24 protein-coding genes and 1 other annotated feature (1 of these 25 running past the window's edge) are annotated in these 24,165 nt (G+C 41.9%); of the genes, 5 read left to right on the top strand and 19 right to left on the bottom strand.

The window, feature by feature from the left end; genetic code table 11:
* The first annotated feature begins 81 nt into the window (after positions 1-81).
* Positions 82-1,179 carry a flavodoxin-dependent (E)-4-hydroxy-3-methylbut-2-enyl-diphosphate synthase gene (ispG, locus tag ABTV07_RS13955; RefSeq protein WP_433751257.1) on the top strand — a complete coding sequence of 366 codons (1,098 nt, stop codon included), beginning with the start codon at positions 82-84 and terminating at the stop codon, positions 1,177-1,179.
* 372 nt (positions 1,180-1,551) lie between these two features.
* Here the strand turns inward: ispG and ABTV07_RS13960 are convergent, their stop codons facing one another.
* Positions 1,552-1,983, bottom strand: a complete 432-nt coding sequence (locus tag ABTV07_RS13960; protein WP_433743178.1) for a DUF4190 domain-containing protein — start codon at positions 1,981-1,983, stop codon at positions 1,552-1,554.
* Between the two features lie 483 nt (positions 1,984-2,466).
* Between ABTV07_RS13960 and ABTV07_RS13965 the strand changes: the two genes are divergently transcribed.
* Complete coding sequence (locus ABTV07_RS13965) at positions 2,467-3,057, top strand: hypothetical protein (protein WP_433743179.1); 591 nt, start codon at positions 2,467-2,469, stop codon at positions 3,055-3,057.
* 41 nt (positions 3,058-3,098) lie between these two features.
* On the opposite strand, the gene ABTV07_RS13970 is transcribed toward ABTV07_RS13965, so the two are convergent.
* The 4 genes from ABTV07_RS13970 to ABTV07_RS13985 form a co-directional block, all read right to left on the bottom strand.
* Complete coding sequence (locus ABTV07_RS13970) at positions 3,099-3,512, bottom strand: Fur family transcriptional regulator (RefSeq protein WP_433743181.1); 414 nt, start codon at positions 3,510-3,512, stop codon at positions 3,099-3,101.
* A gap of 11 nt (positions 3,513-3,523) precedes the next feature.
* Positions 3,524-4,315 (bottom strand): metal ABC transporter permease, encoded by a 792-nt coding sequence (locus ABTV07_RS13975; RefSeq protein WP_433751259.1) that lies wholly within the window; start codon positions 4,313-4,315, stop codon positions 3,524-3,526.
* 70 nt (positions 4,316-4,385) lie between these two features.
* Positions 4,386-5,147: a metal ABC transporter ATP-binding protein gene (locus tag ABTV07_RS13980; RefSeq protein ID WP_433743182.1), complete on the bottom strand. Its 762-nt coding sequence runs from the start codon at positions 5,145-5,147 to the stop codon at positions 4,386-4,388.
* Positions 5,148-5,276: 129 nt separating this feature from the next.
* Positions 5,277-6,167 (bottom strand): YitT family protein, encoded by an 891-nt coding sequence (locus ABTV07_RS13985; protein ID WP_433743184.1) that lies wholly within the window; start codon positions 6,165-6,167, stop codon positions 5,277-5,279.
* 125 nt (positions 6,168-6,292) lie between these two features.
* On the opposite strand from ABTV07_RS13985, the gene ABTV07_RS13990 reads away from it, so the two are divergent.
* Positions 6,293-6,547 carry a DUF2624 domain-containing protein gene (locus ABTV07_RS13990; RefSeq protein ID WP_114744884.1) on the top strand — a complete coding sequence of 85 codons (255 nt, stop codon included), beginning with the start codon at positions 6,293-6,295 and terminating at the stop codon, positions 6,545-6,547.
* Between the two features lie 168 nt (positions 6,548-6,715).
* Here the strand turns inward: ABTV07_RS13990 and ABTV07_RS13995 are convergent, their stop codons facing one another.
* Positions 6,716-7,609: a deoxyribonuclease IV gene (locus ABTV07_RS13995; RefSeq protein WP_433743185.1), complete on the bottom strand. Its 894-nt coding sequence runs from the start codon at positions 7,607-7,609 to the stop codon at positions 6,716-6,718.
* Positions 7,610-7,628: 19 nt separating this feature from the next.
* The gene (locus ABTV07_RS14000; protein WP_433743187.1) at positions 7,629-8,936 is read right to left on the bottom strand and encodes a DEAD/DEAH box helicase; all 1,308 of its coding nucleotides are present in this window, start codon (positions 8,934-8,936) and stop codon (positions 7,629-7,631) included.
* Between the two features lie 202 nt (positions 8,937-9,138).
* On the opposite strand from ABTV07_RS14000, the gene vrrA reads away from it, so the two are divergent.
* Both vrrA and ABTV07_RS14010 read left to right on the top strand, forming a co-directional pair.
* Positions 9,139-9,834, top strand: coding sequence for a VrrA/YqfQ family protein (gene vrrA / locus ABTV07_RS14005; protein ID WP_433743188.1), 696 nt, complete (start codon positions 9,139-9,141; stop codon positions 9,832-9,834).
* Between the two features lie 137 nt (positions 9,835-9,971).
* Positions 9,972-10,931 (top strand): 4-hydroxy-3-methylbut-2-enyl diphosphate reductase, encoded by a 960-nt coding sequence (locus ABTV07_RS14010; RefSeq protein ID WP_433743189.1) that lies wholly within the window; start codon positions 9,972-9,974, stop codon positions 10,929-10,931.
* 227 nt (positions 10,932-11,158) lie between these two features.
* Here the strand turns inward: ABTV07_RS14010 and ABTV07_RS14015 are convergent, their stop codons facing one another.
* The 12 genes from ABTV07_RS14015 to glyQ form a co-directional block, all read right to left on the bottom strand.
* Complete coding sequence (locus tag ABTV07_RS14015) at positions 11,159-12,280, bottom strand: Nif3-like dinuclear metal center hexameric protein (protein WP_433743191.1); 1,122 nt, start codon at positions 12,278-12,280, stop codon at positions 11,159-11,161.
* Positions 12,280-12,984, bottom strand: coding sequence for a tRNA (adenine(22)-N(1))-methyltransferase (locus ABTV07_RS14020; RefSeq protein WP_433743193.1), 705 nt, complete (start codon positions 12,982-12,984; stop codon positions 12,280-12,282). Before ABTV07_RS14020 ends, ABTV07_RS14015 begins: the two co-directional genes overlap by 1 nt.
* 196 nt (positions 12,985-13,180) lie before the next feature.
* Positions 13,181-13,549, bottom strand: coding sequence for a cytochrome c550 (cccA, locus tag ABTV07_RS14025; RefSeq protein ID WP_433743195.1), 369 nt, complete (start codon positions 13,547-13,549; stop codon positions 13,181-13,183).
* Between the two features lie 174 nt (positions 13,550-13,723).
* Entirely contained in the window at positions 13,724-14,863 is a 1,140-nt protein-coding gene (locus tag ABTV07_RS14030) for an acyl-CoA dehydrogenase (RefSeq protein WP_433743196.1), read from the bottom strand.
* A gap of 105 nt (positions 14,864-14,968) precedes the next feature.
* Entirely contained in the window at positions 14,969-15,511 is a 543-nt protein-coding gene (locus tag ABTV07_RS14035; RefSeq protein WP_433743198.1) for a hypothetical protein, read from the bottom strand.
* Between the two features lie 96 nt (positions 15,512-15,607).
* On the bottom strand, positions 15,608-16,738 hold the full coding sequence (rpoD, locus tag ABTV07_RS14040; protein ID WP_433743200.1) for an RNA polymerase sigma factor RpoD: 1,131 nt from the start codon (positions 16,736-16,738) through the stop codon (positions 15,608-15,610).
* Positions 16,739-16,778: 40 nt separating this feature from the next.
* Complete coding sequence (gene dnaG, locus ABTV07_RS14045; protein ID WP_433743202.1) at positions 16,779-18,590, bottom strand: DNA primase; 1,812 nt, start codon at positions 18,588-18,590, stop codon at positions 16,779-16,781.
* 20 nt (positions 18,591-18,610) lie between these two features.
* Positions 18,611-19,066 carry a YaiI/YqxD family protein gene (locus tag ABTV07_RS14050; protein WP_433743203.1) on the bottom strand — a complete coding sequence of 152 codons (456 nt, stop codon included), beginning with the start codon at positions 19,064-19,066 and terminating at the stop codon, positions 18,611-18,613.
* Positions 19,067-19,399: 333 nt separating this feature from the next.
* A complete protein-coding gene (locus ABTV07_RS14055; RefSeq protein WP_433743204.1) occupies positions 19,400-20,206 on the bottom strand; it encodes a pyruvate, water dikinase regulatory protein in 807 nt (268 codons plus the stop codon).
* 39 nt (positions 20,207-20,245) lie between these two features.
* Entirely contained in the window at positions 20,246-20,884 is a 639-nt protein-coding gene (locus tag ABTV07_RS14060; RefSeq protein ID WP_433743206.1) for a helix-turn-helix transcriptional regulator, read from the bottom strand.
* A gap of 223 nt (positions 20,885-21,107) precedes the next feature.
* Positions 21,108-23,177, bottom strand: coding sequence for a glycine--tRNA ligase subunit beta (gene glyS / locus ABTV07_RS14065; RefSeq protein ID WP_433743207.1), 2,070 nt, complete (start codon positions 23,175-23,177; stop codon positions 21,108-21,110).
* Complete coding sequence (glyQ, locus tag ABTV07_RS14070) at positions 23,170-24,060, bottom strand: glycine--tRNA ligase subunit alpha (protein WP_433751262.1); 891 nt, start codon at positions 24,058-24,060, stop codon at positions 23,170-23,172. The genes glyS and glyQ overlap by 8 nt, the downstream gene beginning before the upstream one ends.
* A gap of 100 nt (positions 24,061-24,160) precedes the next feature.
* Positions 24,161-24,165 (bottom strand) — a binding site (T-box leader) (it continues 166 nt past the right edge of the window).

Here is a 24,165-nt window from a genome sequence, read left to right on the forward strand (position 1 = left end):
CTCACTGTTACAATAAGTTCGGAGAAAGATTAAACAAGATTATTTGAAATCAATTAAAGGAGCGAATTACCTTTGGGTGAAATAATACATCGTTCAAAAACGCGTCCTGTCAAGGTCGGTAATTTAACCATTGGCGGAAATAACGAATTAATTATACAAAGTATGACGACAACGAAAACACATGATGTTGAAGCAACAGTGGCTGAAATCAAGAGACTTGAGGAAGCCGGATGCCAAATCGTCCGTGTTGCCTGTCCTGATGAACGTGCAGCGGATGCAATCGCCGAAATCAAAAAGCGAATCAACATCCCGCTTGTCGTTGACATTCATTTTGATTACAAGCTTGCTCTTAAAGCCATCGAAGGCGGCGCAGATAAAATCCGCATCAATCCCGGAAACATAGGACGCCGCGAAAAAGTCGAGGCTGTTGTAAAAGCAGCAAAAGAAAAAGGTATTCCTATCCGCATCGGTGTCAATGCAGGAAGCCTTGAAAAGAAAATCCTGGAGAAATACGGCTACCCTACAGCAGATGGAATGGTAGAAAGTGCCTTGCATCATATCAAGATCCTCGAAGATCTCGATTTCCATGACATCATCGTTTCGATGAAAGCTTCCGATGTCAACTTGGCTATCGAAGCATACACGAAAGCGGCGCAGGCATTTGACTATCCTCTTCACTTAGGGATTACAGAATCAGGGACACTTTTTGCGGGTACCGTTAAGAGTGCTGCCGGACTTGGGGCCATCTTGAGCCTTGGGATCGGGAATACACTTCGCATCTCACTCAGTGCAGACCCTGTTGAAGAAGTAAAAGTGGCACGTGAACTCTTGAAATCATTCGGTTTAGCTTCCAATGCGGCAACATTGATTTCCTGTCCGACCTGCGGAAGGATCGAAATCGATTTGATCAGCATCGCGAATGAAGTGGAAGAATACATCCAAAAAATCAAAGCCCCAATTAAAGTGGCTGTTCTTGGATGCGCTGTAAACGGACCAGGGGAAGCACGTGAAGCGGATATCGGCATCGCCGGTGCCAGAGGCGAAGGCCTGCTGTTCCGCAAAGGAAAGATCGTAAGAAAAGTTCCTGAAGAAACCATGGTTGAGGAACTGAAAAAAGAAATCGACCAAATTGCAGAAGAATACTATCGCAAGCAAGAAGAAGAAAAACAAAAAGCATAAGAAAAGCGCTAGAGCTGGACAACGAAAAGCGGAAGCGCCTTGGTCAGCCCCGATCAGCATAAGACGGAACTCGAAGGAAATCCTGATTTCCGTAGAGGTTCGGCTTATGACTCGAGGGGCTAGGCGCTGGAGCTGGACAAGTAGAAAAGCGGAAGCGGCTGTCCAGAGGCGCCGAGGTTGGATTGAAGCACCACGAGATAAAGGAAACACGGAGAGCGAAGCGATCCGATGTTGACTTATCGTAAGTGTGCTGAAGGAAACCTCCCAGCCTCTAGCCGCTGGAGCTGGACAAAGAAAAGCGCATGCATAATTAAATGCATGCGCTTTTTGGTGTACAATTACACAGCCCCTATTATGAAAAAGCTCCTTGCCTTAGAAAAATGGCAAAACGAACATTCCGATAATAATGGATACAGCCCCAATACCGATGGCCCAGCTTCCAATTGCATCTGAACCTTTCCTTCTGGCTATGAATCCAAGGATCACACCTGCCGCTCCCAATAAAACAGGAAGTACAAATAAAGATATGATCGACAAGGCAAGACCGGAATAGGCCATTACCCTTCCTCCCGAAGACTCATCCCTGTCATCATCATAGTCCAAATCGCGGCCCAGTGAAACTGGAGCAGCTATTTCAGCAGCTGTTTCCTCGCGATAATCAGCATCAAAATCTCTTTTGATGTCTTCTGTATCTTCACCTTTAAGGTAGTCGGAGCGATAATCTCGGTCCTCATTATCAACATATTCCCCGCCGACTTTCAAATCGGGGTCAATGCTATCTACATGTCGTCGTTCCTCTTCCATGACAAATCCCCTCACTTTCAATTGTAGGAGCCTTCTTATTTTGTTCATGGAGAACTGTTTTAAGTATGTAAATGTTTAACACACCGTGTATTTTTGGGAATTTTTTATATTATTATTTAAAATATGATACACTTTATAAGGATTAGCTATGTTAAATACCGCTGTTGATTTCCGTTACAGACTTCGCTTTCCGAGGGCGGAGCCGAGCCTCCTCGTCGTTTCACTCCTGCGGGACGAAAAGCGGAGGCAGCTTGTTCAGAGGCGACCTGCATAAGGCGAGCATACCGGAAAGGCGCTCTTTGCCTTTTGGTATGCTTGACTTATGACCTCGAGCCTCTAGCTGCCGGAGCTGGACAGGTCTCGCCTTTTCCGCTTTTCCCACCGGAGTCTGCGTCTTTCACTCCAATCAACAGCTGGAAACCAGCTATAATAAACAATTATCTTCTATATAGCAAAAGGATTAAATAATGAGGAGTTTTTCACATGACAAAACGTTTTGGAATAGATATCGATGGTACGGTAACCTCTCCTGAAACACTTATTCCCTACATCAATGAGCAATTTGATTTGCAGCTGACTTTATCGGATATCACAAAATATGAACTGACAGAAGTCCTTGATGTTTCAGCAGAGACTTTTTCTAATTGGTTTTCCCGTGCAGAACCGACAATTTATGCAGAATCACCATTGGCTCGCGGGGCTAAAGAAACATTGAAGAACTGGAGCAGGGAATTTGAACTTTATTTCATCTCTGCCAGAGGTTCCCACCTGCTTGATGTAACCAAGTCATGGTTCCATGATAATGATCTTGATTATCATCATATTGAATTGATCGGTTCCCATAATAAAATTAAGACTGCCAAATTTTACGATGTCGATATTTTCTTTGAAGACAAACATGACAATGCAGTTGAAATCCATGAAGAATTAAAGATTCCAGTTATTTTATTTGATACACCTTACAACCAGGATCCCATTCCTTCAGGGGTCATCCGTGTAAAAAACTGGGAGGAAGCTAGAGCGTGGGTTTCCGAGTGGCTAAAATCTGACGTGAAAATTGGATACAGTAAATAAAAAAACCGCCCCGCTGGAGTCAAGCCAGCGGGGCGGTTTTTTTATATTTGGCAATCCGGGCATTTTCCGTAAATTTCAAACTTGTGTCCTGAAATTTCGAATCCATCCAGAAGTGGATGAACATCAGGCATAGGACAGCTTTTTATTTCCTTTGTCTTTCCGCAGTCTAAACAGATAAAATGATGGTGGTGATGATTCACTCCGCATGATAAGCGAAAATGCATTTCACCAGAGAGCTCAGTGTCTTCCAGTATTCCAAGTTCCGCAAAAAGTGAAAGGTTTCGATAGATGGTATCAAAGCTCAACCCCGGGAATTCTGTTTTCATCTGCTCCAAGACATCTTTTGCCGTTAAATATTTATCTTTTTTTGAAAAAAGAGTGAGCATGAATTCTCTTTTGTCGGTCAGTTTATACCCTTTCCCCTTCAATAATTCCATTGCTTCAGGCACTCTCATTTCCATTCACCTCATTTCTGCTTGATCAGATTCCGATTCTTTTTGACAGCGATACTTATCAATAAAATGATAATGGATATGACAACAATCGTCCCACCTGGTGCAAGGTTTAAATAAAACGCACTGAACAGGCCGCCTACGACTGAAATCTCACCAAATAGGATGGAATAAAAGATCGTCTGCTTGAACCCATTCGCAATCCTGATGCTAGCAGCAACCGGGAGCGTCATCAAAGAAGAAACAAGCAATATCCCAACGATTCTCATCGACACAGCAATCACAAGCGCCACCATGACAATAAAAACAAAATGGATAGCCTTCGCAGGGATTCCCGATGCCTTTGCATGCTCTTCATCAAATGAAAGCAGAAACAATTCCTTGTACAGCAATATGATGGCAGCTGCCACTGCAATGCTTATGCCTGCGACGATCCACAGGTCGCTCCTGCTCACTGCACTTACACTTCCAAACAAATAGCTGAAAAGATCAGTATTGAACCCGTTGGCCAGTGAAATAAATATGACCCCTATTCCGATCCCGCCGGATAGAATGATGGGGATTGCAAGTTCCTGGTAATGTTTATAGACACTGCGCAATCGTTCAATGAATACTGATCCCCCTACAGAAAATACCATCCCCATATAAAGGGGATTCACATTTGCGAAAAGCGCTGTCTGCTTGCTTAAAAACAGGCTTGCTGCTATTCCCGCAAGTGTTACATGGCTAAGGGCATCAGCAATCAAAGAAAGCCTCCTGACCACGATGAATGCACCAAGCAATGGAGCAATGATACCAATGATCATCCCTGTAAGAAATGCATTCTGTAAAAATTCATAATGAAAAATAGCACTAAACAATATGTTCACCTTCTGATTAATGGGAATGCTGATGTTCAAGCTTTTGAACATCATGCCCATAAAATTGTGATAAATCAGACCCGCTTCTTCTTTCAAATTCATCTGCATCCCCATGGAAATGCAGGTGCTTATTCAGGCATGCAACATGAGTCACTTTGCTGCTGATCGTTCCGATATCATGTGTGACCAATACCAGCGTAATGCCTAAATCGCTGTTTAGGCGATCAAGCATTTCATAAAAGGACTGAACATTCTTTGCATCAACGCCGACAGTGGGCTCATCCAATATAAGAATATCAGGGCTGCTTACAATGGCCCTTGCTATAAAAACGCGCTGCTGCTGGCCGCCTGACAGCTCTCCGATATTTCTATTAAGATAATCCTGCATCCCCACTGCTTCCAATGCATTGACGATTAATGTCCGGTCCGTTTTACGCAAAAACTTAAATAATCCGATTTTCTTGGTCAGTCCACTCGAAACCACTTCAAATACAGTCGCCGGGAAACCTGAATTGAAGGAATTGGCTTTTTGTGAAACAAATCCGATGCGCTCCCACTGCGAAAATTTGGAGAGCTTTTCACCAAAGATCTTCACCTCACCATGTTGAGGCTTCAAAATGCCAAGCAATATTTTCAACAAGGTGGATTTTCCGGATCCATTCGGTCCGACGAGCCCTAAAAAAGAACCTTCAGGGACTGAAAGATTTATATCCTCCAGAACGAGATCCCGCTCATATCCAAAACTGACATCTTTTATTTCAATTACATTGTTTGTCATTATACTCACATCCTTGAATAAGAATGATTCCGATTTAAAAACCATTTATGAAGTATACAGGAAAGCAGCGAGAATGTAAACAAAAAGGAATGGACGCTGCTCATTATTATTGTGCAGCGTCCATCCAGATTAATGAATAGCGGATTTGAATCTTGCCCCTTTTGTTTCTTGCGTATTCATGATTGTGATGAATGCATCCCTGTCAATATCCGCAACCACGGCTTTCAGTTTGGTAACTTCCAATCTTGTGACCACCACATAAATGACATCTTTTTCATTATCGGTGAAGCCGCCTTTCCCTTTTAGCTTTGTGGTTCCGCGGCCCAAGCGGTCAAGAATGGCTTCTGAAACCTCTTCATAATAGTCTGAGACAATGATGACTGCCTTCGTCTCATCAAGTCCCTGTATCACCGTGTCAATCGTTTTAAAGGCAATATAATAAGTCATGACGGAATACATCGCTTCCTCGATGCCAAATACAAATGCTGCCCAAGCAAAAATGAACACGTTTAGGAACATCACAAATTCCCCAACCGAAAAGGGCAATTTCTTTGTTAGAATGATGCCTAGTATTTCCGTTCCGTCCATCGAACCACCGTTTCTGATGACGATTCCTACACCCGCTCCCAGTAGAAGACCGCCAAAGACGGTAGCTAAAACGGGTTCATTGACAAACGGACTTACATGGTGAAGCATTTCTTCGATGACTGCAAGCGATATGATCGCAAAGACCGAAGAAATCATAAACGTCTTTCCGATTTGCTTGTATCCTGAATACATAAATGGCAGATTGAGAATAACCACTAGTGTTCCAAAGTTAATGATGGGAACATCTGAAAATAAAAAACTCAGGATCAAGGATATGCCAATGATCCCACCGTCAATTATCCTGTTCGGGACCAAAAATAGCTCAATTGCCGCTGCAGCCATTCCGGATCCTATGATAATAAAAATGAACCTAATGATTAAATGGCCAAGACTTTCTTTCCTATGTATCTTTTTCGCCTTAGTTTCTTCCATTGTTTCTCCTTTCAATCCATTAATAAAAACATACTATCTTCTTTTATCCTATGTTTAAAACACCCGTTTTTTTCGTCACATTTTCTTTGCTGCTGTCATATGTATCTGTAGAGGAGTGATGTGCGATGAAATTACTGCAAAATGTAGTGAATCACAAAATCAATACTGTTACGCCTGAAGAACTGCTGAAATATGCAAAACAGTACAATGTCCAGATTAATCAAAATCAAGCTGAGAAAATTGCTAACCATATCAGAGGGAAAAACATTAACATTTTTGATGATGCCCAACGTTCCAAGCTGGTGAGGGATGTAGCCAAAATTGCAGGACCAAGCGTAGCAAAAGAGTTGAATGCGCTTTTTATCCAATTTACTTCATGAGCAAAAGCGGAATCGCCTTGGTCAGCCCCGACATGCATAAGACGGAACTCGAAGGAAATCCTGATTTCCGCAGAGGTACGGCTTATGACCTCGAGGGGCTAGGCGCTGAAGCTGGATGCCGGTATAGAAAAAAAGCTGGGATTCCAGCTTTTTTCTAATTTAATATTATTATTGAGCAAGGATTTTTTCAAGCAAACCGCTTTCGAATGATTGTTTTTTAAGCATTTCAATCTCGAACTTATAAGGCGGCTTTTTGTTTTTCTTATCTTCCCCTACATAAGGTGTTTCAAGAATTTTAGGGATATCTTTAAGCTGTGGATGATGGACGATATAATTTAATGCATCAAAACCGATATGGCCGAAGCCGATATTGGCATGTCGATCCTTTCTGGCACCAGTAGGGTTCTTGCTGTCATTTACATGAAGCACTTTAATTCGGTCTAAACCGACAACTTTATCAAATTCGTTCAATACTCCATCAAAATCATTGACGATATCGTAGCCTGCATCATGCGTGTGGCACGTATCGAAACAGACAGAAAGCTTCTCGTTCATATGCACTCCATCAATGATCTGTGCCAATTCTTCAAATGATCTTCCGCATTCCGAGCCTTTTCCAGCCATGGTTTCAAGTGCAATCTGGACCTCTTGTTCCTTTACAAGAACTTCATTGAGCCCTTCAATGATTCTCTTAATTCCCTCTTCAGTTCCAGCACCTACGTGAGCGCCTGGATGAAGGACGATTTGTTTTGCTCCGAGGGCATTCGTCCGTTCAATCTCAGAGCGCAAAAAATTGACGCCAAGCTCAAACGTGTCAGGGTTGGTGGTATTTCCAATATTGATGATGTATGGGGCATGAACCACAATATCTTCTATCCCATTTTCTTTCATATGCTTTAGTCCAGCTTCGATATTCAAGTCCTCAATTTTTTTCCTTCTTGTATTCTGAGGAGCTCCTGTATATATCATAAATGTACTCGCTCCGTAGGAAACAGCCTCTTCACTGGCTGCAAGAAGCATTTTCTTTCCGCTCATGGATACATGGGAACCAATTTTAAGCATTCCTAAAACACTCTCCCTATTACTTTTTCTTATTTAAACGGCGCTCTCTCTTCTTCATTGTCTCGATTTGGCGCTGCATTTTTTTCTTATATCCCGGCTTGACCTTAGAAGGCTTTTTGACGATTCCTCTTGCTTTTTTCTCAAAATCATCTGTTTGCTTCACGCGTTTTTTACGTCTGTTTCTATCCGAGATCTCGACCCATTCTTTTCCTTGAAGATCCAATGTAGTAAATTCAATACCCATTTTTTCAAGCTTATTCAATGCATCTTCATCTGTTTGTGCATAGATGGTGGCTGAAACGCCGGATAACCCGGCACGTGCAGTCCGTCCTGCCCGGTGAACATAAAAATCAAGATCGCTTGGCAGTTCGAAGTTCACTACATGGCTGACGCCTTCGATATCGATCCCGCGTGCAGCAAGATCTGTAGCGACGATATATTGGAATTCCAGATTGGTGATTTGCTTCATCATCTTCTTCCGGTCCCTCGGGGATAGATCTCCATGAATCCTTCCAACCTTGAGCCCTTTTTCAATCAGTGCATCTGCTACATAATCTGCATTTGCTTTTGTATTGGTAAACACAATTGCTAAATATGGATTGTAAGAGATAAGCATATCGTGGAGGAGATTGATTTTTTTGCGGCTTTTTAAAGGAACAAGGACATGCTGAATTTTTTCTGCAGAAAGCTGTTTAGGCTGTACATGCTGATAGCTTGGATTTTCTAGATATTTTTTCAAGAATGGCTTCAGCTTTTCTGGAATGGTGGCAGAAAAAACGAGCATCTGCAATTTTTCCGGCATTCTTGATGCTACTTGATCAACCTCATGAATGAATCCCATATCCAGCATAAGATCGGCTTCATCCACGATAAGCATTTCAGCAGAGTGGACAAATAGCGCATTTTCTTTAACCAGATCATTGATTCTACCGGCAGTCCCTACTACAATATGCGGCTGGTTTTTAAGTTTATCGATCGTTCTTTGTTTATCCGTTCCTCCAATAAAACATCTGGCGCTGATTGGTTCTTCGGAAAATTTAGTGATCTTTAAGACTTCTTTATAGATTTGATTGGCCAATTCCCTTGTTGGAGCAGTAATGACCGCCTGTACTTCATTTTTTTCCGGATCGATTTTCTGCAAAATCGGCAATAGATAAGCGTGAGTCTTTCCAGTCCCGGTTTGGGATTGGCCGATTGAACTCTCTCCCTTAATGATCGCAGGAATCATTTTTTCCTGAATTTCTGTCGGCATCTTAAAGCCTAGTTCCTGTATTGCTGTATTAATAAATGGCTTGAAATTAAAATGTTCAAATTGATTGATAGCCATTGTGTCACTCCTTTTTTGTCGAAACGTGATAAAAGTCCATCTTGTAATTATAATAAACATTCACCAAAACTTCCACTTAATATAAGAAATTGCGGTCTCAGCAAAAAAGACTAAGTATTTCCGCATTTTCACCAGACCAATTTCACAAAAATGCATATTGTAGTATAGAGAGATTTTGGGCTAATGAAGGGAGGAATAAGCTATGCCGCCAGGACGATTTACACCACCCTTGTCAATGAACAGGCGCTCACAGAACTTTCCTCAAATGGGCATGGGTCCATCACAGTTCAGACGACAGCCTGGAATGATGGGGCAGCCCCAGAGAGGAATGTCGCCATTCGGAGGCGGATTCCAGAACAATGGCATGCGGGCCAGAGGACCGGGAAGAAGCGGCGGGGGCGGTATTCTATCAAGGTTGTTTCAAAAATCAGGTGGAACTGCAGCTGCAGGGAATCGAGCAGCAGGAACTGGAGCCGCAAATGCCTTGACAGGTTTTCAAAGAGCAGGTCAAGGAGGAGGGGGAATTCTCAGCGGGTTGACCAATCCAGGTACCATCCAGTCTTTCCTTGGGAATACACAATCCTTATTGAAGACCGCCGGACAGATCGGACCAATGATTCAACAATATGGACCATTGATGAGAAACCTGCCTGCAATGTGGAGATTATACAGAGGATTGAAGAGCGTCGATTTTTCAGAAGAGCAAAGCGAGGATACATCGAATACAAACAGTACGGAAGAAGATTCAGTTATTGAAGGAGACTCAGTTACGGATAAAGAAAAAACCAATAAGCCGGTTTCAGAAAAAAGAAGAAAGAAAAAGGAACCTTCGAATTCAGAAAGCGACAGTGCAGAAAAGCCCGCAAAAGGATCCTCCAAACCCAAACTATATATTTGAACCATAGGCTGATTCTCAGGATTATACGGCAGAATCAGCCTTTTTGGATGGGCAATAATCCCGAGCAAGTCTTTGTATTCTTTACCTCTGTCCTTTATAATAAAGGGGAATTGTTTAAGATATTAGGAGGATTATTAATGGATATCATAAAGATAGCTCCTCGTGGATATTGCTATGGTGTTGTCGATGCAATGGTTATCGCACGCAACGCGGCTTTGGATAAATCCCTTCCACGCCCGATATATATACTTGGTATGATCGTTCATAATCAGCATGTTACGAATGCCTTTGAAGACGAAGGCATCATTACATTGGATGGCAAAAACAGAAAAGAAATCATTGAGAAAGTAGATGGCGGGACAGTCATTTTCACTGCACACGGTGTATCTCCGGAAGTACGGGAGATTGCAAAGAAAAAAGGCCTTGTCACCCTTGATGCCACATGCCCGGATGTCACAAAGACCCATGACCTGATCCTTCAAAAAGAAGCAGAAGGCTATGATGTTATCTACATCGGGAAAAAGGGCCATCCTGAACCAGAAGGCGCAGTAGGAGTCGCTCCCCATATCGTGCATCTAGTTGAATCTGTTCAAGATGTCAAAAACCTGGACATAGAAAATGATAAAATCATCGTCACCAACCAGACTACCATGAGTCAGTGGGATGTCGGTGATATCATGGAAGTCGTGCAGAAGAAATATCCTCATGCTGAAAAACATAAGGAAATCTGCCTGGCAACACAAGTAAGGCAGGAAGCAGTAGCAGAGCAGGCAGGAGAAGCAGATCTTCTGATTGTTGTCGGAGACCCAAAGAGCAACAACTCCAACCGATTAGCGCAAGTGTCAGAAGAAATTGCAGGGACTAAAGCCTACAGGATTTCTGATGTTTCGGAGATCGATCTGGAATGGTTAAAGGGTGTATCGAAAGTAGCCGTCACTGCAGGGGCTTCAACACCAACCCCGGTTGTAAAAGAAGTCATCAACTTCCTGGATGCCTATGATCCGAACGATGAATCGACATGGAATAAAGAGCATAAAGTGCCGCTCGATAAAATCTTGCCAAAAGTGAAGAAAGCTAAATTACCCACTTCATCATAATTAAAATCAAAAGCGCAAGTGCCTCGATCAGCCCCGACCAGCATAAGACGGAACTCGAAGGAAATCCTGATTTCCGTAGAGGTGCGGCTTATGACTCGAGGGGCTAGGCGCTGGAGCTGGACGTCGACTACCTTGTATGAACTATCCACAAGGTAATATTTTATTATTTCCTAGACAACTATAAAGTAATGCCGGTCGTGTTCAGACCGGCATTACTTTTTTCCTTCTTATAGAAATTGGAAAGGATCTGTATTAAGTTCAGATGCAGTAAATTCAATTTCCCATCCCAGCTCTTTAGATAGGGCCTCCATGCGTTTTGCAACTCCTGCTTTCATTACTTTTTCCACATTATGTCCAGGGTCCACAATATTAAGCCCCATCATCATGGCATCATGGGCCGTATGATAATAGAAATCCCCCGTTACATACACATCGGCCCCATTGAATTTCGCTTGGGAAAAATATTTATTCCCATCCCCGCCCAGTACAGCCACTTTTTTTATAGGAGATGAAAGATCACCTGCAACACGCAGCCCCTCTAGATCGAAGACCTCCTTAACATGAAGAGCGAATTCTTTTAAACTCAACTCTTTATCCAGACTGCCGACTCTTCCCAACCCGAGCATTTCCCCCTGGTTATCCAATGGGAAGATATCATAAGCAGGCTCCTCGTATGGATGTGCTTTCATCATGGCAGAAATGACCTTACGTTCGATGTTCTCCGGGAAGATCGTTTCAATCCTGCACTCTTTCACTTCTTCAAGCTTCCCTTTAGCTCCTATATAAGGGTCGGTGCCCTCGCCTGGCAGGAATCTGCCGGTGCCATTTGAACTGAAGCTGCAGCGGCTATAAGCCCCAATAGCCCCAGCTCCTGCATTAGCAAGAGCTTCCCTTACCTCCGATTCATGCGACTCCGGAACAAAAACAGCCAGTTTTTTTAGCTTTTCTTCAAAAGTTGGCACCATTACTTTTGTATCTTTCAATCCCAGTGCATCTGCAAGTAAATCATTGACTCCGCCTTTAGCCACATCCAGGTTGGTATGTGCAGCATAGACTGCAATATCGTGTTTAATTAATTTTTCAATGATTCTGCCAGAAGCTGAATCTAACGCTAGTTTTTTTAATGGCCTGAAAATAGGCGGATGGTGGGCAATGATTAAATCAGCTCTCATTTCAATGGCTTCATCCACTACTTCTTCCAACACATCAAGTGCAACCAGTACTTTCTTTACGGGTTTGTTCAATTGCCCTACTTGAAGTCCGATTGGATCATCTTCCATTGCATACTTTTTAGGAGAAAAACTTTCAAAAAGCTGGATGACTTCATGTCCGTTCACTTGTTTTCCCATCAACCCAATACCTCCTCCACCAATTGTATCTTCCTTGTTATTTCCTGCTTCCTCTCAGAAGTCTTCTCATTTTCCCCCGCGCCTTCCAACTGTTTAAGGATATTTTTCCACTGCGTAATCTCTGCCTGCCATTTTTTTTTGAATGCTGCATTTTGTTCCTTTATTAAGAAAGGTCCCATTAACAATTCCCTTTCCACATTCTGATATGGCCTATGGGTTTCTCCTTGTTCAGCAGCCAATATTTCATAAACTTTTCCGTCTTCTTCAAGGATTTCTTCCTCAATCAATTCCCACCCATTCTTAATAAGCCATTCCCTAATGGAATTAGCCCCGATATTGGGCTGGAGGATAAGCCTTTTGACATCAGCAAGCTTGCCTTTGCCTTCTTCCAATATGGAAGCAATCAGTGGCCCCCCCATTCCGGCAATCGTAATGCAGTCCACTTCTCCTGGTTCAATGACTTCCAGTCCATTCCCTTTACGGACAGAGATTTTGTCTTCCAAGCCGGTTTGTTTTACTTGCTTTTTCGCAGACTGAAATGGCCCGTCCACTACTTCTCCCGCGATGGCAGTAGAAGCGATTCCGTTAAGGATGCAATAGCAAGGCAGGTAAGCATGATCTGAACCGATATCGGCAATGACTGCACCATTTGGTATATAAGATGCGACTCTTTCAAGACGCAGAGATAATTTTTCACTATTCATTTTTTCACCACATTTATGTATTTATTAAATCTATTAGTATTGTACCGTTATTCTTATAAGAAAAAAAGTTTCTGACAGCTTTACCTTTGAGCTTTCCGCGGCAGGACGCTCTCTTTCAGAGTGGAAAATGGACAAAGAAAAAGGCTGTCTCGAAAACCAGTCAATAGTGGCCTCGAAACAGCTTCTTTCAATTGAATTATTTGATTTTGCTTACCCACGCTGCCATTTGGTCGGCATTTTCTGGTTGAACTAGGCCAGGAGGCATTTGTCCTTGACCTTGAGTGATGATTTTTTTAATTTCAGCTTTGGATTTCTTTTCCCCTACGCCTTTTAAGCTAGGTCCGAAACCGCCTTCATAGTTTTGGCCATGACAAGAAGCACATGTTTTTTGGAAATATGCTTTTGGATCAAATTCTCCAGAGCTTGCCTGTTCAGTCTTTTCTCCGCCTTTTTTATCTTTGGCCATTTCGTCGCTGTCGCCAAGACCTTTTACTGATAGGAAAAAGATAAGACCAATTCCGAATACCATGATAAGTACGAATGGAATTACTGGATTACGATTCATGATTCAACCTCCCTTATGTATGAACCTTGCGAATACCGCTACTACTATTGTGTACAAACACCTATTATTTTACTTTAAAATATTTGGAAGGGAAAGCCCTATCATGCAAGTTTCATCAATTTTCTTATTTTAGACAAAAAACTCCATCAGTACTGATGAAGTTTTACTTGTCTATCAGCAGCCGATGGATCTCGCAATGACCATTCTTTGTACTTCTGACGTGCCTTCTCCAATCTCAAGGAGCTTTGCGTCCCTTAAGTAACGCTCGACATGGTATTCTTTCATATACCCGTAGCCGCCGTGAATTTGCACAGCTTGGCTGGCAATTTCCATGCAAACTTCTGAAGCATATAATTTACACATGGATGCCTCTTTTGAAAATGGCCTTCCCTGGTCTTTCAGCCATGCGGCTTTATATACCATATTCCGTGCCAATTCGATTTTCATGGCCATATCAGCAAGTTTAAATTGAATTGCTTGAAAATCTGTCAAAGACCGCCCAAATTGCTTTCTTTCCTTTGCATATTGAAGAGCTTTGTCATACGCTGCTTGAGCGATGCCCACTCCCATTGCCCCGATGCCTATCCTTCCGCCATCAAGTGTAATCAGGAATTGCTGAAAGCCATACCCCTTCTTTCCAAGGATATTTCCTTTTGGGACACGGACATTATCCAGTACCAATTCAGTCGTATTGGATGAGTGGAGTCCGAGTTTCTCATAATTATCAATGACCGAGAATCCTTCTGCATCTGTTGGGACAATCAGCGCAGTTATTTCCTTTTTCCCTTCCGTTTTCCCAGTAATGGCTGTCAACGCAAGATGCTTCGCATAGCTGGCATTTGTAATGAAGCATTTGTTCCCGTTGATGACATAGTCTCCTCCGTCCTCGACGGCAGTCGTCATGGTTCCCCCTGCATCAGAGCCGGCGTTAGGTTCGGTAAGGCCAAAGGCACCGAGCGATTCCCCTGTACAAATCGGAGTCAGATACTTTTCTTTTTGCTCATGAGTCCCAAAAAGATTAATAGGGGCCCCGCCGAGCGATATATGAGCAGAATAGGTGATTCCTGTAGAACCGCATGCACGGCTCAATTCTTCCGTAACGATTGCAAAGCTGACAGTATCTGCCCCTGCTCCGCCATATTCTTCAGGAAATGGCAGGCCGAGCATTCCCATATCCCCTAGTTGTTGGAATATTTCTTTTGGAAACTGCTTTGTACGATCCCGATCCAATGCTGATGGAGCGACAACCTCATCCGCAAAATCCCTTATAGTTTTTTGAATCATTTTTTGTTCAGCTGTCAAATCAAAATTCATGTTCATCCCCCTCTGTATGCAAACACCATGGATACGCTTACACTTACATTATAAAGGGTTAACGAGAATATTCTCAACTTTTAAAAACTTTTAAAAATACAGAAATTATACAAAAATAGAGATTATTAAAATGATTACACCTAAAATACCAGAAACGAGAAACGAAATATTTCGGAGTTTCTTCCCTGCAAGGATCCAGCCTAAACAGTTTAAAAACAGTGTAGAATAGAGCCAATACGGGTCATTGTGAAACACTCCGGTAACAATATCCACAGTAGCCAATAAGATTTCAACAGCTGCTGCAGCAAATATCAGCATTCTCCATTTACCTTTATCAATATAATAAATTCCACTGACAAAAAGCAAAACGACAAAAAATGTCAAAATCGCTGTTTGCAAAAGGATTGACAATTCAGTAAAATAAATGACAAATACAGAAGCGGCTAATATGATCAGCAGGCACAAGTAAAAAACTGCCTTCTTCCATGCAGACTTCTTAAATGCACGATGCGATCTTTCTTCATTCGCAGAATGCTTCCCTTCTGAATAGAGTGCAAGCAAAAAATCACAATAGTGTTCGGGAAGCATGTTATTCTTTTTCCAAAAATCAATTTCATTTATGATGATTTCTTTTCGTTTTAAATCCATATGCAACACATCCTGAATAGACATTCGCCATTAATAAATAAAAATCCTTTTTTAAAAAGAAAAACCCCCTATAAAATAGGGGCTGAAATGAAAATTCTATTCTAAAAAGTCTTTTAAACGTTTGCTTCTGCTTGGATGACGCAGTTTACGAAGAGCTTTGGCTTCGATTTGTCGGATACGTTCGCGCGTAACCCCGAATACTTTACCAACTTCTTCAAGTGTTCTTGTGCGTCCATCATCAAGGCCAAAGCGGAGTCTCAAGACATTCTCTTCACGGTCAGTCAGTGTATCGAGGACATCTTCAAGCTGTTCTTTCAGCAATTCATATGCAGCATGTTCAGAAGGCGAGGTTGCATCCTGGTCTTCAATAAAATCGCCCAGATGTGAATCGTCCTCTTCACCAATTGGTGTTTCTAAGGAAACCGGTTCTTGTGCAATTTTTAAGATCTCTCTTACTTTTTCAGGTGTAAGGTCCATCTCTTCTCCAATTTCTTCTGGAGACGGTTCCCTACCCAGATCTTGAAGCAGCTGACGCTGAACGCGAATCAATTTATTGATTGTTTCGACCATATGAACAGGGATACGGATCGTCCTTGCCTGGTCAGCGATGGCTCTCGTAATAGCCTGGCGGATCCACCAAGTTGCATAGGTACTGAATTTATACCCTTTACGGTAATCAAACTTTTCTACAGCCTTGATAAGACCCATATTGCCTTCCTGAATCAAATCAAGGAAGAGCATTCCACGCCCTACATAACGTTTCGCTATGCTGACTACTAGACGCAAGTTGGCTTCTGCCAATCTTCTTTTCGCTTCTTCGTCGCCATCTTCGATTCGTTTCGCCAAAGAAATTTCCTCTTCAGCGGATAAAAGATCAACGCGTCCGATTTCTTTCAAGTACATTCTCACTGGGTCGTTGATTTTGACACCTGGAGGTACACTTAAATCATTCAGGTCAAACTCTTCTTCATCATCGGAATTTTTGCCGATAGGAATATCCTCATCGTCATCGCCGTTTTCACCCTGGAGTTCAATACCTTGATCTCCCAGGTTTTCGTAGAATTCATCCATTTGATCTGAATCCACTTCGAAATTAGCCATCTTTTCTGCTATTTCATCATATGTTAAAAAACCACGTTTTTTCCCAAACTCGACAAGTTTTTCTTTCACTTGGTCTAAAGTTAGTTCAGTGTCTACTTCTTTGGAACGAGCTGATTTTTCAGCCATATGTTCCCCTCCTTCCAACTTTTCCAAACAGAGAAGCGATTTATAAAGACTTTCTGAGCTGGATGATCTCCATTGCGATTGCTGCTGCCCGTTTATAGTCTTTTTGGCGTTCCGCTTCTTTTTCTTCATTGATCTTTTCTTTTATTTTTAACATCTTTTGATGTTTAAACACTTGGTTAATATAATCTTCAAGCTCTTGGACGCTTATTTCAGGATTGATGGACATCATTTCAATTTCGGTGATTATCCTCCTGAGCTTCTCATCAGGCAAATAAGAGATGAAAAGGCTGGAATCAGGCTGGTTTCCCTGCTCATAATATCCTAATAAATAAGTAATGATTGCTTGATGTTCATCAATATTCAGGGGGGTATTGCCCAGCATATCCTTTACCTTAAAGGCAGTATCTGCATCTTTCAGCATGTGAGCGATAAGCCTTTTCTCTGCCGACAGATGGGCAGGCATTAATTTATTGCTGTTTGGTACGACAGCTGGTCTTTTAACCATTGCCTGCGGTCCATTATTTTTTTCATTTTTCTTTTTTGAGAAGAATATCTGCTGCTGCTGCTGTTTCAGAGCTTCGAGCGATAAAGAAAATTCGTCCGCCAGCTGACGCAGATAATGATCCCTCTCCACTGCCTTATCTAAAGCAGAAATTTCATTTAGTAACAATTCGATGTATTGAAGCCGTTCTCCTTCATTTGAGAGATTTTTCCCAATCCTGTAATAAAACATTTTGAACGACATAAATGTCATACAATTCCCTAATACATCATTGCGGAACTTTTCTCCGCCATATTTTTTGATGTAGTCATCGGGGTCCATCCTGTCAGGCATTTGGGCGACTTCAATGTTGAAACCATTATTCGCAAGAAGGTTCGATGCCCTGAATGCAGCCTCTATTCCTGCAGAATCTGAATCGTAGCATACAGTCACAGAATCAGTGATTCTCTTTAATATCCGTATATGCTCATCCGTGAGGGACGTGCCCATTGTTGCGATTCCATTGGCGACGCCTGCACGGTCAGATGCAATGACATCTGCAAATCCTTCAAACAGCACCGCTTTTTGCAATTTCCTGATTGGTGCCCGCGCATGATGAAAATTATAGAGCGTCTTGCTTTTATTGAATAGTACCGTTTCTGGGCTATTGAGGTATTTCGGTTCATCCTGACCAAACCCTCGACCGGAAAATGCAATTGTATTCCCTTTATGATCCCATAAAGGAAACATGATCCTGTTTCTGAACCGGTCAAAATACTCATCGCTGGATTCCCTTTTTATAATCAGCCCGGCCTTCTCCATCAAAGGCAGCGAGTACCCCCTTTTTTGAAGGAACTTGACTGAAAAATCCCAGTTAGGCAAAGACCAGCCGATTTGATACTTTTCAATACTTTCTCTTGTAAAACCTCTATTCAGCAAGTATTCCAAAGCTTCCTGACCCTCTTTTGTGTTTAGGAGCAAATGATGGTAAAATTTCCTTAAAAGCTCATGAGCTTCTATCATCTGCTGCTGATCAGGGGGCAGCCTGCGCTGTTCTTTATTTGCCTCAAAATTGATTTCAATAGGAATATTGCCTTTTTCAGCTGCCATTCCAATCGCTTCCTGGAAGGAAACACCTTCTATATCCATCAGAAATGAAAAGGCATTTCCTCCTGCCCCGCAGCCAAAGCAATGAAAGATTTGCTTTTCGGGCGACACGGAAAAGGAAGGGGAGTTCTCTCCATGAAACGGGCATAACCCGAAATAGTTCCTTCCCTGTTTTTTCAATTGGACATATTCACTAATGACATCAACAATATCAACAGATTGCTTTATTTGATTTATTGTTTCTTCAGGAATTCTTCCTGCCACGAAAACATCACCATCTGTTTTTATTCTTTCGATAATAAATCTGAATCTCCTGCCAGATCCGACAAAATCTTGGTAAGACTCTCTTTGAATCTTGACCTGTCTTCATCGCGAAAAGGTTTTGGTCCTTTCCCGTATTTCCCCTGCCTTCGTGCTTTGGCAGCAGCGAAACGGTAATTCAAGGCTGTTTCGATGGAATCCTCCTTGAATTCTTTTCCTCTTGGAGATAGGACATAAACCCCTTTCGGGAGGAGCATGCTTGCCAAACCGATATCCTGAGTGACGACCACATTATTAAGCCTCGCATGATTTAGAATGAATAAGTCGGCAGACTCTTTATCAGAATCCACATAAAACCATTCTCCCCAGACCGGTTCGTTCATCTTGTGTGCGATCGAAGCAACGAAATACGTCATAAAACGAAATTCGTTTGCGATTTCGACAATTTCTGACTTCACCGGACACGCATCAGCATCCACAAATATAGCTGCTTTTTCTGCTTGTAACCTAACTATTCTACATCCCTCCGGAGAATCCTTCTTCTCAAGAGAAGTTTCCAAAATTTCGAAAACTCCATTATTTGTCGATTTTTTTTAACCAAGCGAACTTGACATATCACCTTAAATAGTTTATTCCCTAAATCTATACTCTAAACCTATTTTCAATATTTTTATCACAATTTTTTATTATAGTATAAAAGGACAAGTTTGACCATTCTTTTTTACTGGATTAATTAAAGTTTTTAAATGTCTCACTAGACCAGTAAACATTTTCACTGAATAAAAAAAGCACACAATCGGGTTGATTATGCGCTATTTGATATTTTGAATGTAGTTTATGATGATATTGGCTGTTTCTTCCACAGCTTTATTTGTGACATCAATGACTGTGCAGCCGATTTTTCCTGCAACTTTATCAAAATAAACGAGTTCTTGTCTGATCCGCTCCAAGTTGGCGTAGCTGGCTTTATCATTCAATCCCAGGGATATCAGCCGCTCTTTTCTGATTTCATTCAATTTTTCCGGACTGATTTTTAATCCGATGCACTTTTCAGGAGGGACCTGGAACAATTCCTCCGGCGGATCCACTTCCGGGACAAGCGGGACATTCGCCACTTTAAGACGTTTATGTGCCAAATACTGTGAAAGCGGGGTTTTAGATGTCCTGGAGACGCCAACTAATATGATATCGGCCCTTAATATTCCCCTCGGGTCCCTTCCATCATCATATTTAACTGCAAATTCAATTGCTTCCACTTTTTTAAAATAATCATCATCGAGCTTCCTGACCAATCCAGGTTCATTCAAAGGCTTTTTGCCGCAGAGCTCTCCGAATTTATCCATAAGCGGCCCAATAATATCGATGGCAAATAATCCTTCTTCTTCTGAACGCCTGTTCATATAATTTCGAATCTCGGGCTTTACCAAAGTGAATGCTATCATGCCATGATTCAATTTCGCAAGCGAAATCACCTCATCGACATGTGAAAAGTCCTCAATATACGGGATTCTTTTAATTACTGCGCTCGAACCATTAAATTGACTGATGGCTGCCTTTGTGACCAGTTCCGCCGTTTCCCCTACAGAGTCAGACACGACATAGATGATTGGTTGAGACATATCCATTCACCTTCCTATTCTTCCGACACAAGTCAAGTATTAAAGATCTTCCGCTGCAAGGGCAACAAAAGCCTTTGTAATATTCGTTTTCGTTATCCTGCCGAACACTTCGAATCCTTTTTCTGTTTCTTTGACGACAGGCAAAGCATCTATTTGTTTATCAATTAACTTCTTAGCTACATCAATGAGCAGGTCGTCTTTTTCGCACGTTGTGATATTAGGCATTCTTGTCATAATGATATTCACGGGAATGGAAGTAAGTTCTTGCTTCCCTATACTTGCCCTCAACAAATCTTTGCGTGAAAGCACTCCTACTAGATGCGACCCTGCATCCACTACGAATAATGTTCCTACATCTTCAAGGAACATGGTTACAATTGCATCATAGACTGAAACATTTTCATTCACTACAACAGGGATGGACTGGTAATCCTTAACGTATATCTTCTTTAGATTTTCAGTTAATAGCTGAGTCCCTGTTTTTCCTGAATAAAAATAACCGACGCGCGGACGTGCATCCAGATAACCGGCCATTGTCAAGATAGCTAAATCCGGCCTTAATGTAGCCCGAGTAAGGTTCAGCCTGTCTGCAATATGCTCCCCTGTAATGGGGCCATTATCTTTTACGATCTGCAATATCTGCTCTTGCCTTTTGTTAAGTTCTATTTTCCTCACCACCAAATGAACAGAAGGAAAAGACCGGAATGGAGATGAACCTCAACCGGTTTCCCTAAATGAAAGTGTTATACTTTAATATTAAATATTATATACTATTTTTCAAAAATGAAAAGAATAATCCTCAGAATTTTAGAAAAATGCATCAGTAATAATAAAAGGCCTTCCCCCTTTCTATCATCAATTCATTCAAGAAAGGGGATGGCCTGCTCGATAAATATTTATTTTATTTTACGATAATCTCATTGAATCCTGCAAATGATTGGATTCGTTCAGCGAGTTTTTTCATTTGAGACAAACGGTTTTGCTTGATCTCTTCATTTTCAGCCATTACCATTGTGTTTTCAAAATACCCCTCAATAAACGGCTTTAAAGATGAAAGGTTGCGGTAGCTTGTATGTGGATCCGCTTTACCTGAAACCTCTTCAAGCTTCAAAAATTCACTATACAGTTCTTTTTCCTGTTCATTTTCAAATAATTCAGGGTTGATGGAGTCCTGCTCTCCTGCTTTCTTGGCAATATTCATGACCCTGCTGAGAGATTCCACAATCTCCTTGAAGTTCTCTGACTCTTTCTCTTGCTCTAGGATTTCTGCGCGTTCCAAAAGAGAAGGAATTGAATTGATGCGGCTGTTCAAAACAGCTTCTATCAAGTCATAGCGAACTCCTTTTTCCTGCAGCACATGCTTAATTCTAAGTCTGAAGAATGATACAATCTCTTCTTGGATTGAGACTGCTTCCTTAGATCCAATTCCATCTGCCTTGACCAATTTGATGACTTCACTGATCAATTCAGTAAGGGATACATTCCATTTCTTTTCAGCTAATATCTGAACGATCCCCGATGCCTGGCGTCTTAATGCATATGGATCTTGAGATCCAGTAGGGATAAGGCCGATTGCAAAACAGGAAACGATCGTATCCATTTTATCCGAGATGCTGACCACTGCACCGGCATTCGATTCTGGCGCGTTGTCAGAAGCATTCCTTGGCTGATAGTGTTCATTGATGGCTTTTGCCACTTCTTGAGGTTCGCCTTTTTGCAAGGCATATTTTTCACCCATGAACCCTTGAAGTTCAGGGAACTCATAGACCATATGAGAAACTAAATCGAATTTGCTGATCTCTGCAGCACGATCCGCAAATGCAGCTTCTTCCTTAGATAGAGGCACAAGTCCGGAAAGTAATTTTGTGATTTTCCGTACTCTTTCTACCTTTTCAGCAAGGGTTCCGATTTCCTCATGATAGACGATCGATTTCAATTTTTGCAATGCATGGTCAATGGACATTTTTTGATCTTCCTTATAGAAGAAATCAGCGTCCGCCAATCTTGCCCTCAATACTTTTTCATTCCCTCTCGCTACGGTTTCCAAGTGGCGGTGATCACCGTTTCTGACAGTGACAAAGTAAGGAAGAAGATTGCCGTCATTATCTTTTACAGGGAAGTACCTTTGATGTTCTTTCATGGATGTAATTAAAACTTCATCAGGGATATTCAGGAATTCTTCATTAAAAGAACCAAATAAAACGGTCGGATACTCCACAAGATTATTGACTTCTTCTAGAAGGCTTTCATCAACCGGGATTTTCCACCCTTGTTCTTCTTCGAGCTTTTCTAATTGATCCCGGATGGCGTTTTTCCGGTCCACCGGATTTGCAATGACATATTGGGAAAGAAGCAATTTTTCATAATCAGCAGGTTGGGCAATTCCTACTTTTCCACCAAGGAATCGGTGTCCTGCTGACTCATTTCCCGCAGGTACAGAAGCAATGCTGAAAGGAATGACTTCATTTCCGAATAACGCAGCAATCCATTTGATAGGACGAATGAAGCGCATCTCTTCATCTGCCCATTTCATATTTTTAGGGAATGATAAACTTGTAACAACCTTTTCGATTTGTGGAAGAAGGTCGAATGTTTTTTGTCCCTTAATAAATTTTTTGACGTAGGCATATTCTGTGCCGTTCAATTCCTTGAAGTAGATGTCATCGGCTGACATTCCCTGTCCCCTGGCAAATCCCATTGCCGCTTTAGACCATTCACCTTTTTCATCTAAAGCAATCTTCCTGGCAGGTCCTTTTGCTTCCTCGTTGACATCAGGCTGGGCTTCCATCACATCTTTGATGTACACAGACAATCTTCTTGGAGATGAAAAGGCAGCAGCCTCCCCATGTTCGATTGAATTCCCATCAAGCCACGATACCAATTTTTCTTTCAGGCTATTCATCGCATCCGTTACAAATCGGGCTGGCATTTCTTCCAATCCGATCTCTAAAAGCAAATCTTTTTTACTCATGGATGTTCTCCTCCTCTTTTTTCAAAATCGGGAAGCCGAGTTTCTCCCTTTCTTCATAGAACGTGCGGGCAATTTCTCTTGCCATGCTTCTCATGCGGCCGATATACCCCGTCCTTTCCGTAACGGAAATGGCTCCTTTTGCGTCAAGAAGGTTGAAAACATGTGAACATTTCAACACATAATCGTATGCAGGGTGGACAAGTCCCTCTGCCATCTGTTTTTTCGCTTCTTCTTCATAGACACCGAATAAGTGGAAGAGCATTTCTTGATTGGATGTTTCAAATGTATATTTAGAGTGTTCATACTCAGGCTGATAAAAAATATCCCTCACAGTGAACCCAGTAGTCCATTCAAGGTCAAAAACATTTTCCTTATCCTGGATATAGGAAGCAAGACGTTCAATTCCATAAGTGATTTCAACAGAAACCGGTTTACATTCCAACCCTCCAACTTGCTGGAAGTATGTGAACTGTGTGATTTCCATACCATCAAGCCATACTTCCCATCCCAGGCCTGCACAGCCAAGCGATGGATTTTCCCAGTTGTCTTCTACAAAACGGATGTCATGTTGAAGCGGGTCTATTCCAAGAGCCTTGAGTGACTCGAGATACAACTCCTGGATATTATCAGGGGACGGTTTCATGATTACCTGGAATTGATGATGCTGATACAAACGATTTGGATTTTCACCATATCTTCCATCTGCAGGACGACGGGAAGGTTCTACATAAGCAACATTCCACGGCTCTGGACCGATCGCTCTTAAAAATGTGTAAGGGCTCATTGTTCCTGCACCTTTTTCTACGTCATAGGCCTGCATGAGGACACAGCCTTGATCAGACCAATGCTTCTGCAAAGTTAAAATCATATTTTGAATATTCATTGCCATAAAAAGCACCTCCATAAATTTATGTATTTTTGGACTAATAGAATCTGCATGTGGAGGAGAACACAAAAAACTCCCGCCCTATGCAAAGAAAATGCATAG

It is taken from the genome of Falsibacillus pallidus (assembly GCF_050990905.1).
Lineage (GTDB): Bacteria > Bacillota > Bacilli > Bacillales > DSM-25281 > Falsibacillus > Falsibacillus pallidus_A.

What these genes read in the sequence shown, in the direction of transcription:
- ABTV07_RS14030 (WP_433743196.1), bottom strand. Translation starts at nt 14,863, where the DNA reads ATGAATTTTGATTTGACAGCTGAACAAAAAATGATTCAAAAAACTATA.
- ABTV07_RS13980 (WP_433743182.1), bottom strand. Translation starts at nt 5,147, where the DNA reads ATGACAAACAATGTAATTGAAATAAAAGATGTCAGTTTTGGATATGAG.
- ABTV07_RS14015 (WP_433743191.1), bottom strand. Translation starts at nt 12,280, where the DNA reads ATGGGAAAACAAGTGAACGGACATGAAGTCATCCAGCTTTTTGAAAGT.
- ABTV07_RS14010 (WP_433743189.1), top strand. Translation starts at nt 9,972, where the DNA reads ATGGATATCATAAAGATAGCTCCTCGTGGATATTGCTATGGTGTTGTC.
- rpoD (WP_433743200.1), bottom strand. Translation starts at nt 16,738, where the DNA reads ATGGCTGAAAAATCAGCTCGTTCCAAAGAAGTAGACACTGAACTAACT.
- ABTV07_RS14055 (WP_433743204.1), bottom strand. Translation starts at nt 20,206, where the DNA reads ATGTCTCAACCAATCATCTATGTCGTGTCTGACTCTGTAGGGGAAACG.
- ABTV07_RS13985 (WP_433743184.1), bottom strand. Translation starts at nt 6,167, where the DNA reads ATGGAAGAAACTAAGGCGAAAAAGATACATAGGAAAGAAAGTCTTGGC.
- ABTV07_RS13995 (WP_433743185.1), bottom strand. Translation starts at nt 7,609, where the DNA reads ATGCTTAAAATTGGTTCCCATGTATCCATGAGCGGAAAGAAAATGCTT.
- ABTV07_RS13990 (WP_114744884.1), top strand. Translation starts at nt 6,293, where the DNA reads ATGAAATTACTGCAAAATGTAGTGAATCACAAAATCAATACTGTTACG.
- ABTV07_RS14000 (WP_433743187.1), bottom strand. Translation starts at nt 8,936, where the DNA reads ATGGCTATCAATCAATTTGAACATTTTAATTTCAAGCCATTTATTAAT.
- glyQ (WP_433751262.1), bottom strand. Translation starts at nt 24,060, where the DNA reads ATGAATATTCAAAATATGATTTTAACTTTGCAGAAGCATTGGTCTGAT.
- vrrA (WP_433743188.1), top strand. Translation starts at nt 9,139, where the DNA reads ATGCCGCCAGGACGATTTACACCACCCTTGTCAATGAACAGGCGCTCA.
- ABTV07_RS13975 (WP_433751259.1), bottom strand. Translation starts at nt 4,315, where the DNA reads ATGATCATTGGTATCATTGCTCCATTGCTTGGTGCATTCATCGTGGTC.
- ABTV07_RS13970 (WP_433743181.1), bottom strand. Translation starts at nt 3,512, where the DNA reads ATGAGAGTGCCTGAAGCAATGGAATTATTGAAGGGGAAAGGGTATAAA.
- ABTV07_RS13960 (WP_433743178.1), bottom strand. Translation starts at nt 1,983, where the DNA reads ATGGAAGAGGAACGACGACATGTAGATAGCATTGACCCCGATTTGAAA.
- ABTV07_RS14020 (WP_433743193.1), bottom strand. Translation starts at nt 12,984, where the DNA reads ATGAATAGTGAAAAATTATCTCTGCGTCTTGAAAGAGTCGCATCTTAT.
- cccA (WP_433743195.1), bottom strand. Translation starts at nt 13,549, where the DNA reads ATGAATCGTAATCCAGTAATTCCATTCGTACTTATCATGGTATTCGGA.
- glyS (WP_433743207.1), bottom strand. Translation starts at nt 23,177, where the DNA reads ATGAGTAAAAAAGATTTGCTTTTAGAGATCGGATTGGAAGAAATGCCA.
- ABTV07_RS14035 (WP_433743198.1), bottom strand. Translation starts at nt 15,511, where the DNA reads ATGGATTTAAAACGAAAAGAAATCATCATAAATGAAATTGATTTTTGG.
- ABTV07_RS13965 (WP_433743179.1), top strand. Translation starts at nt 2,467, where the DNA reads ATGACAAAACGTTTTGGAATAGATATCGATGGTACGGTAACCTCTCCT.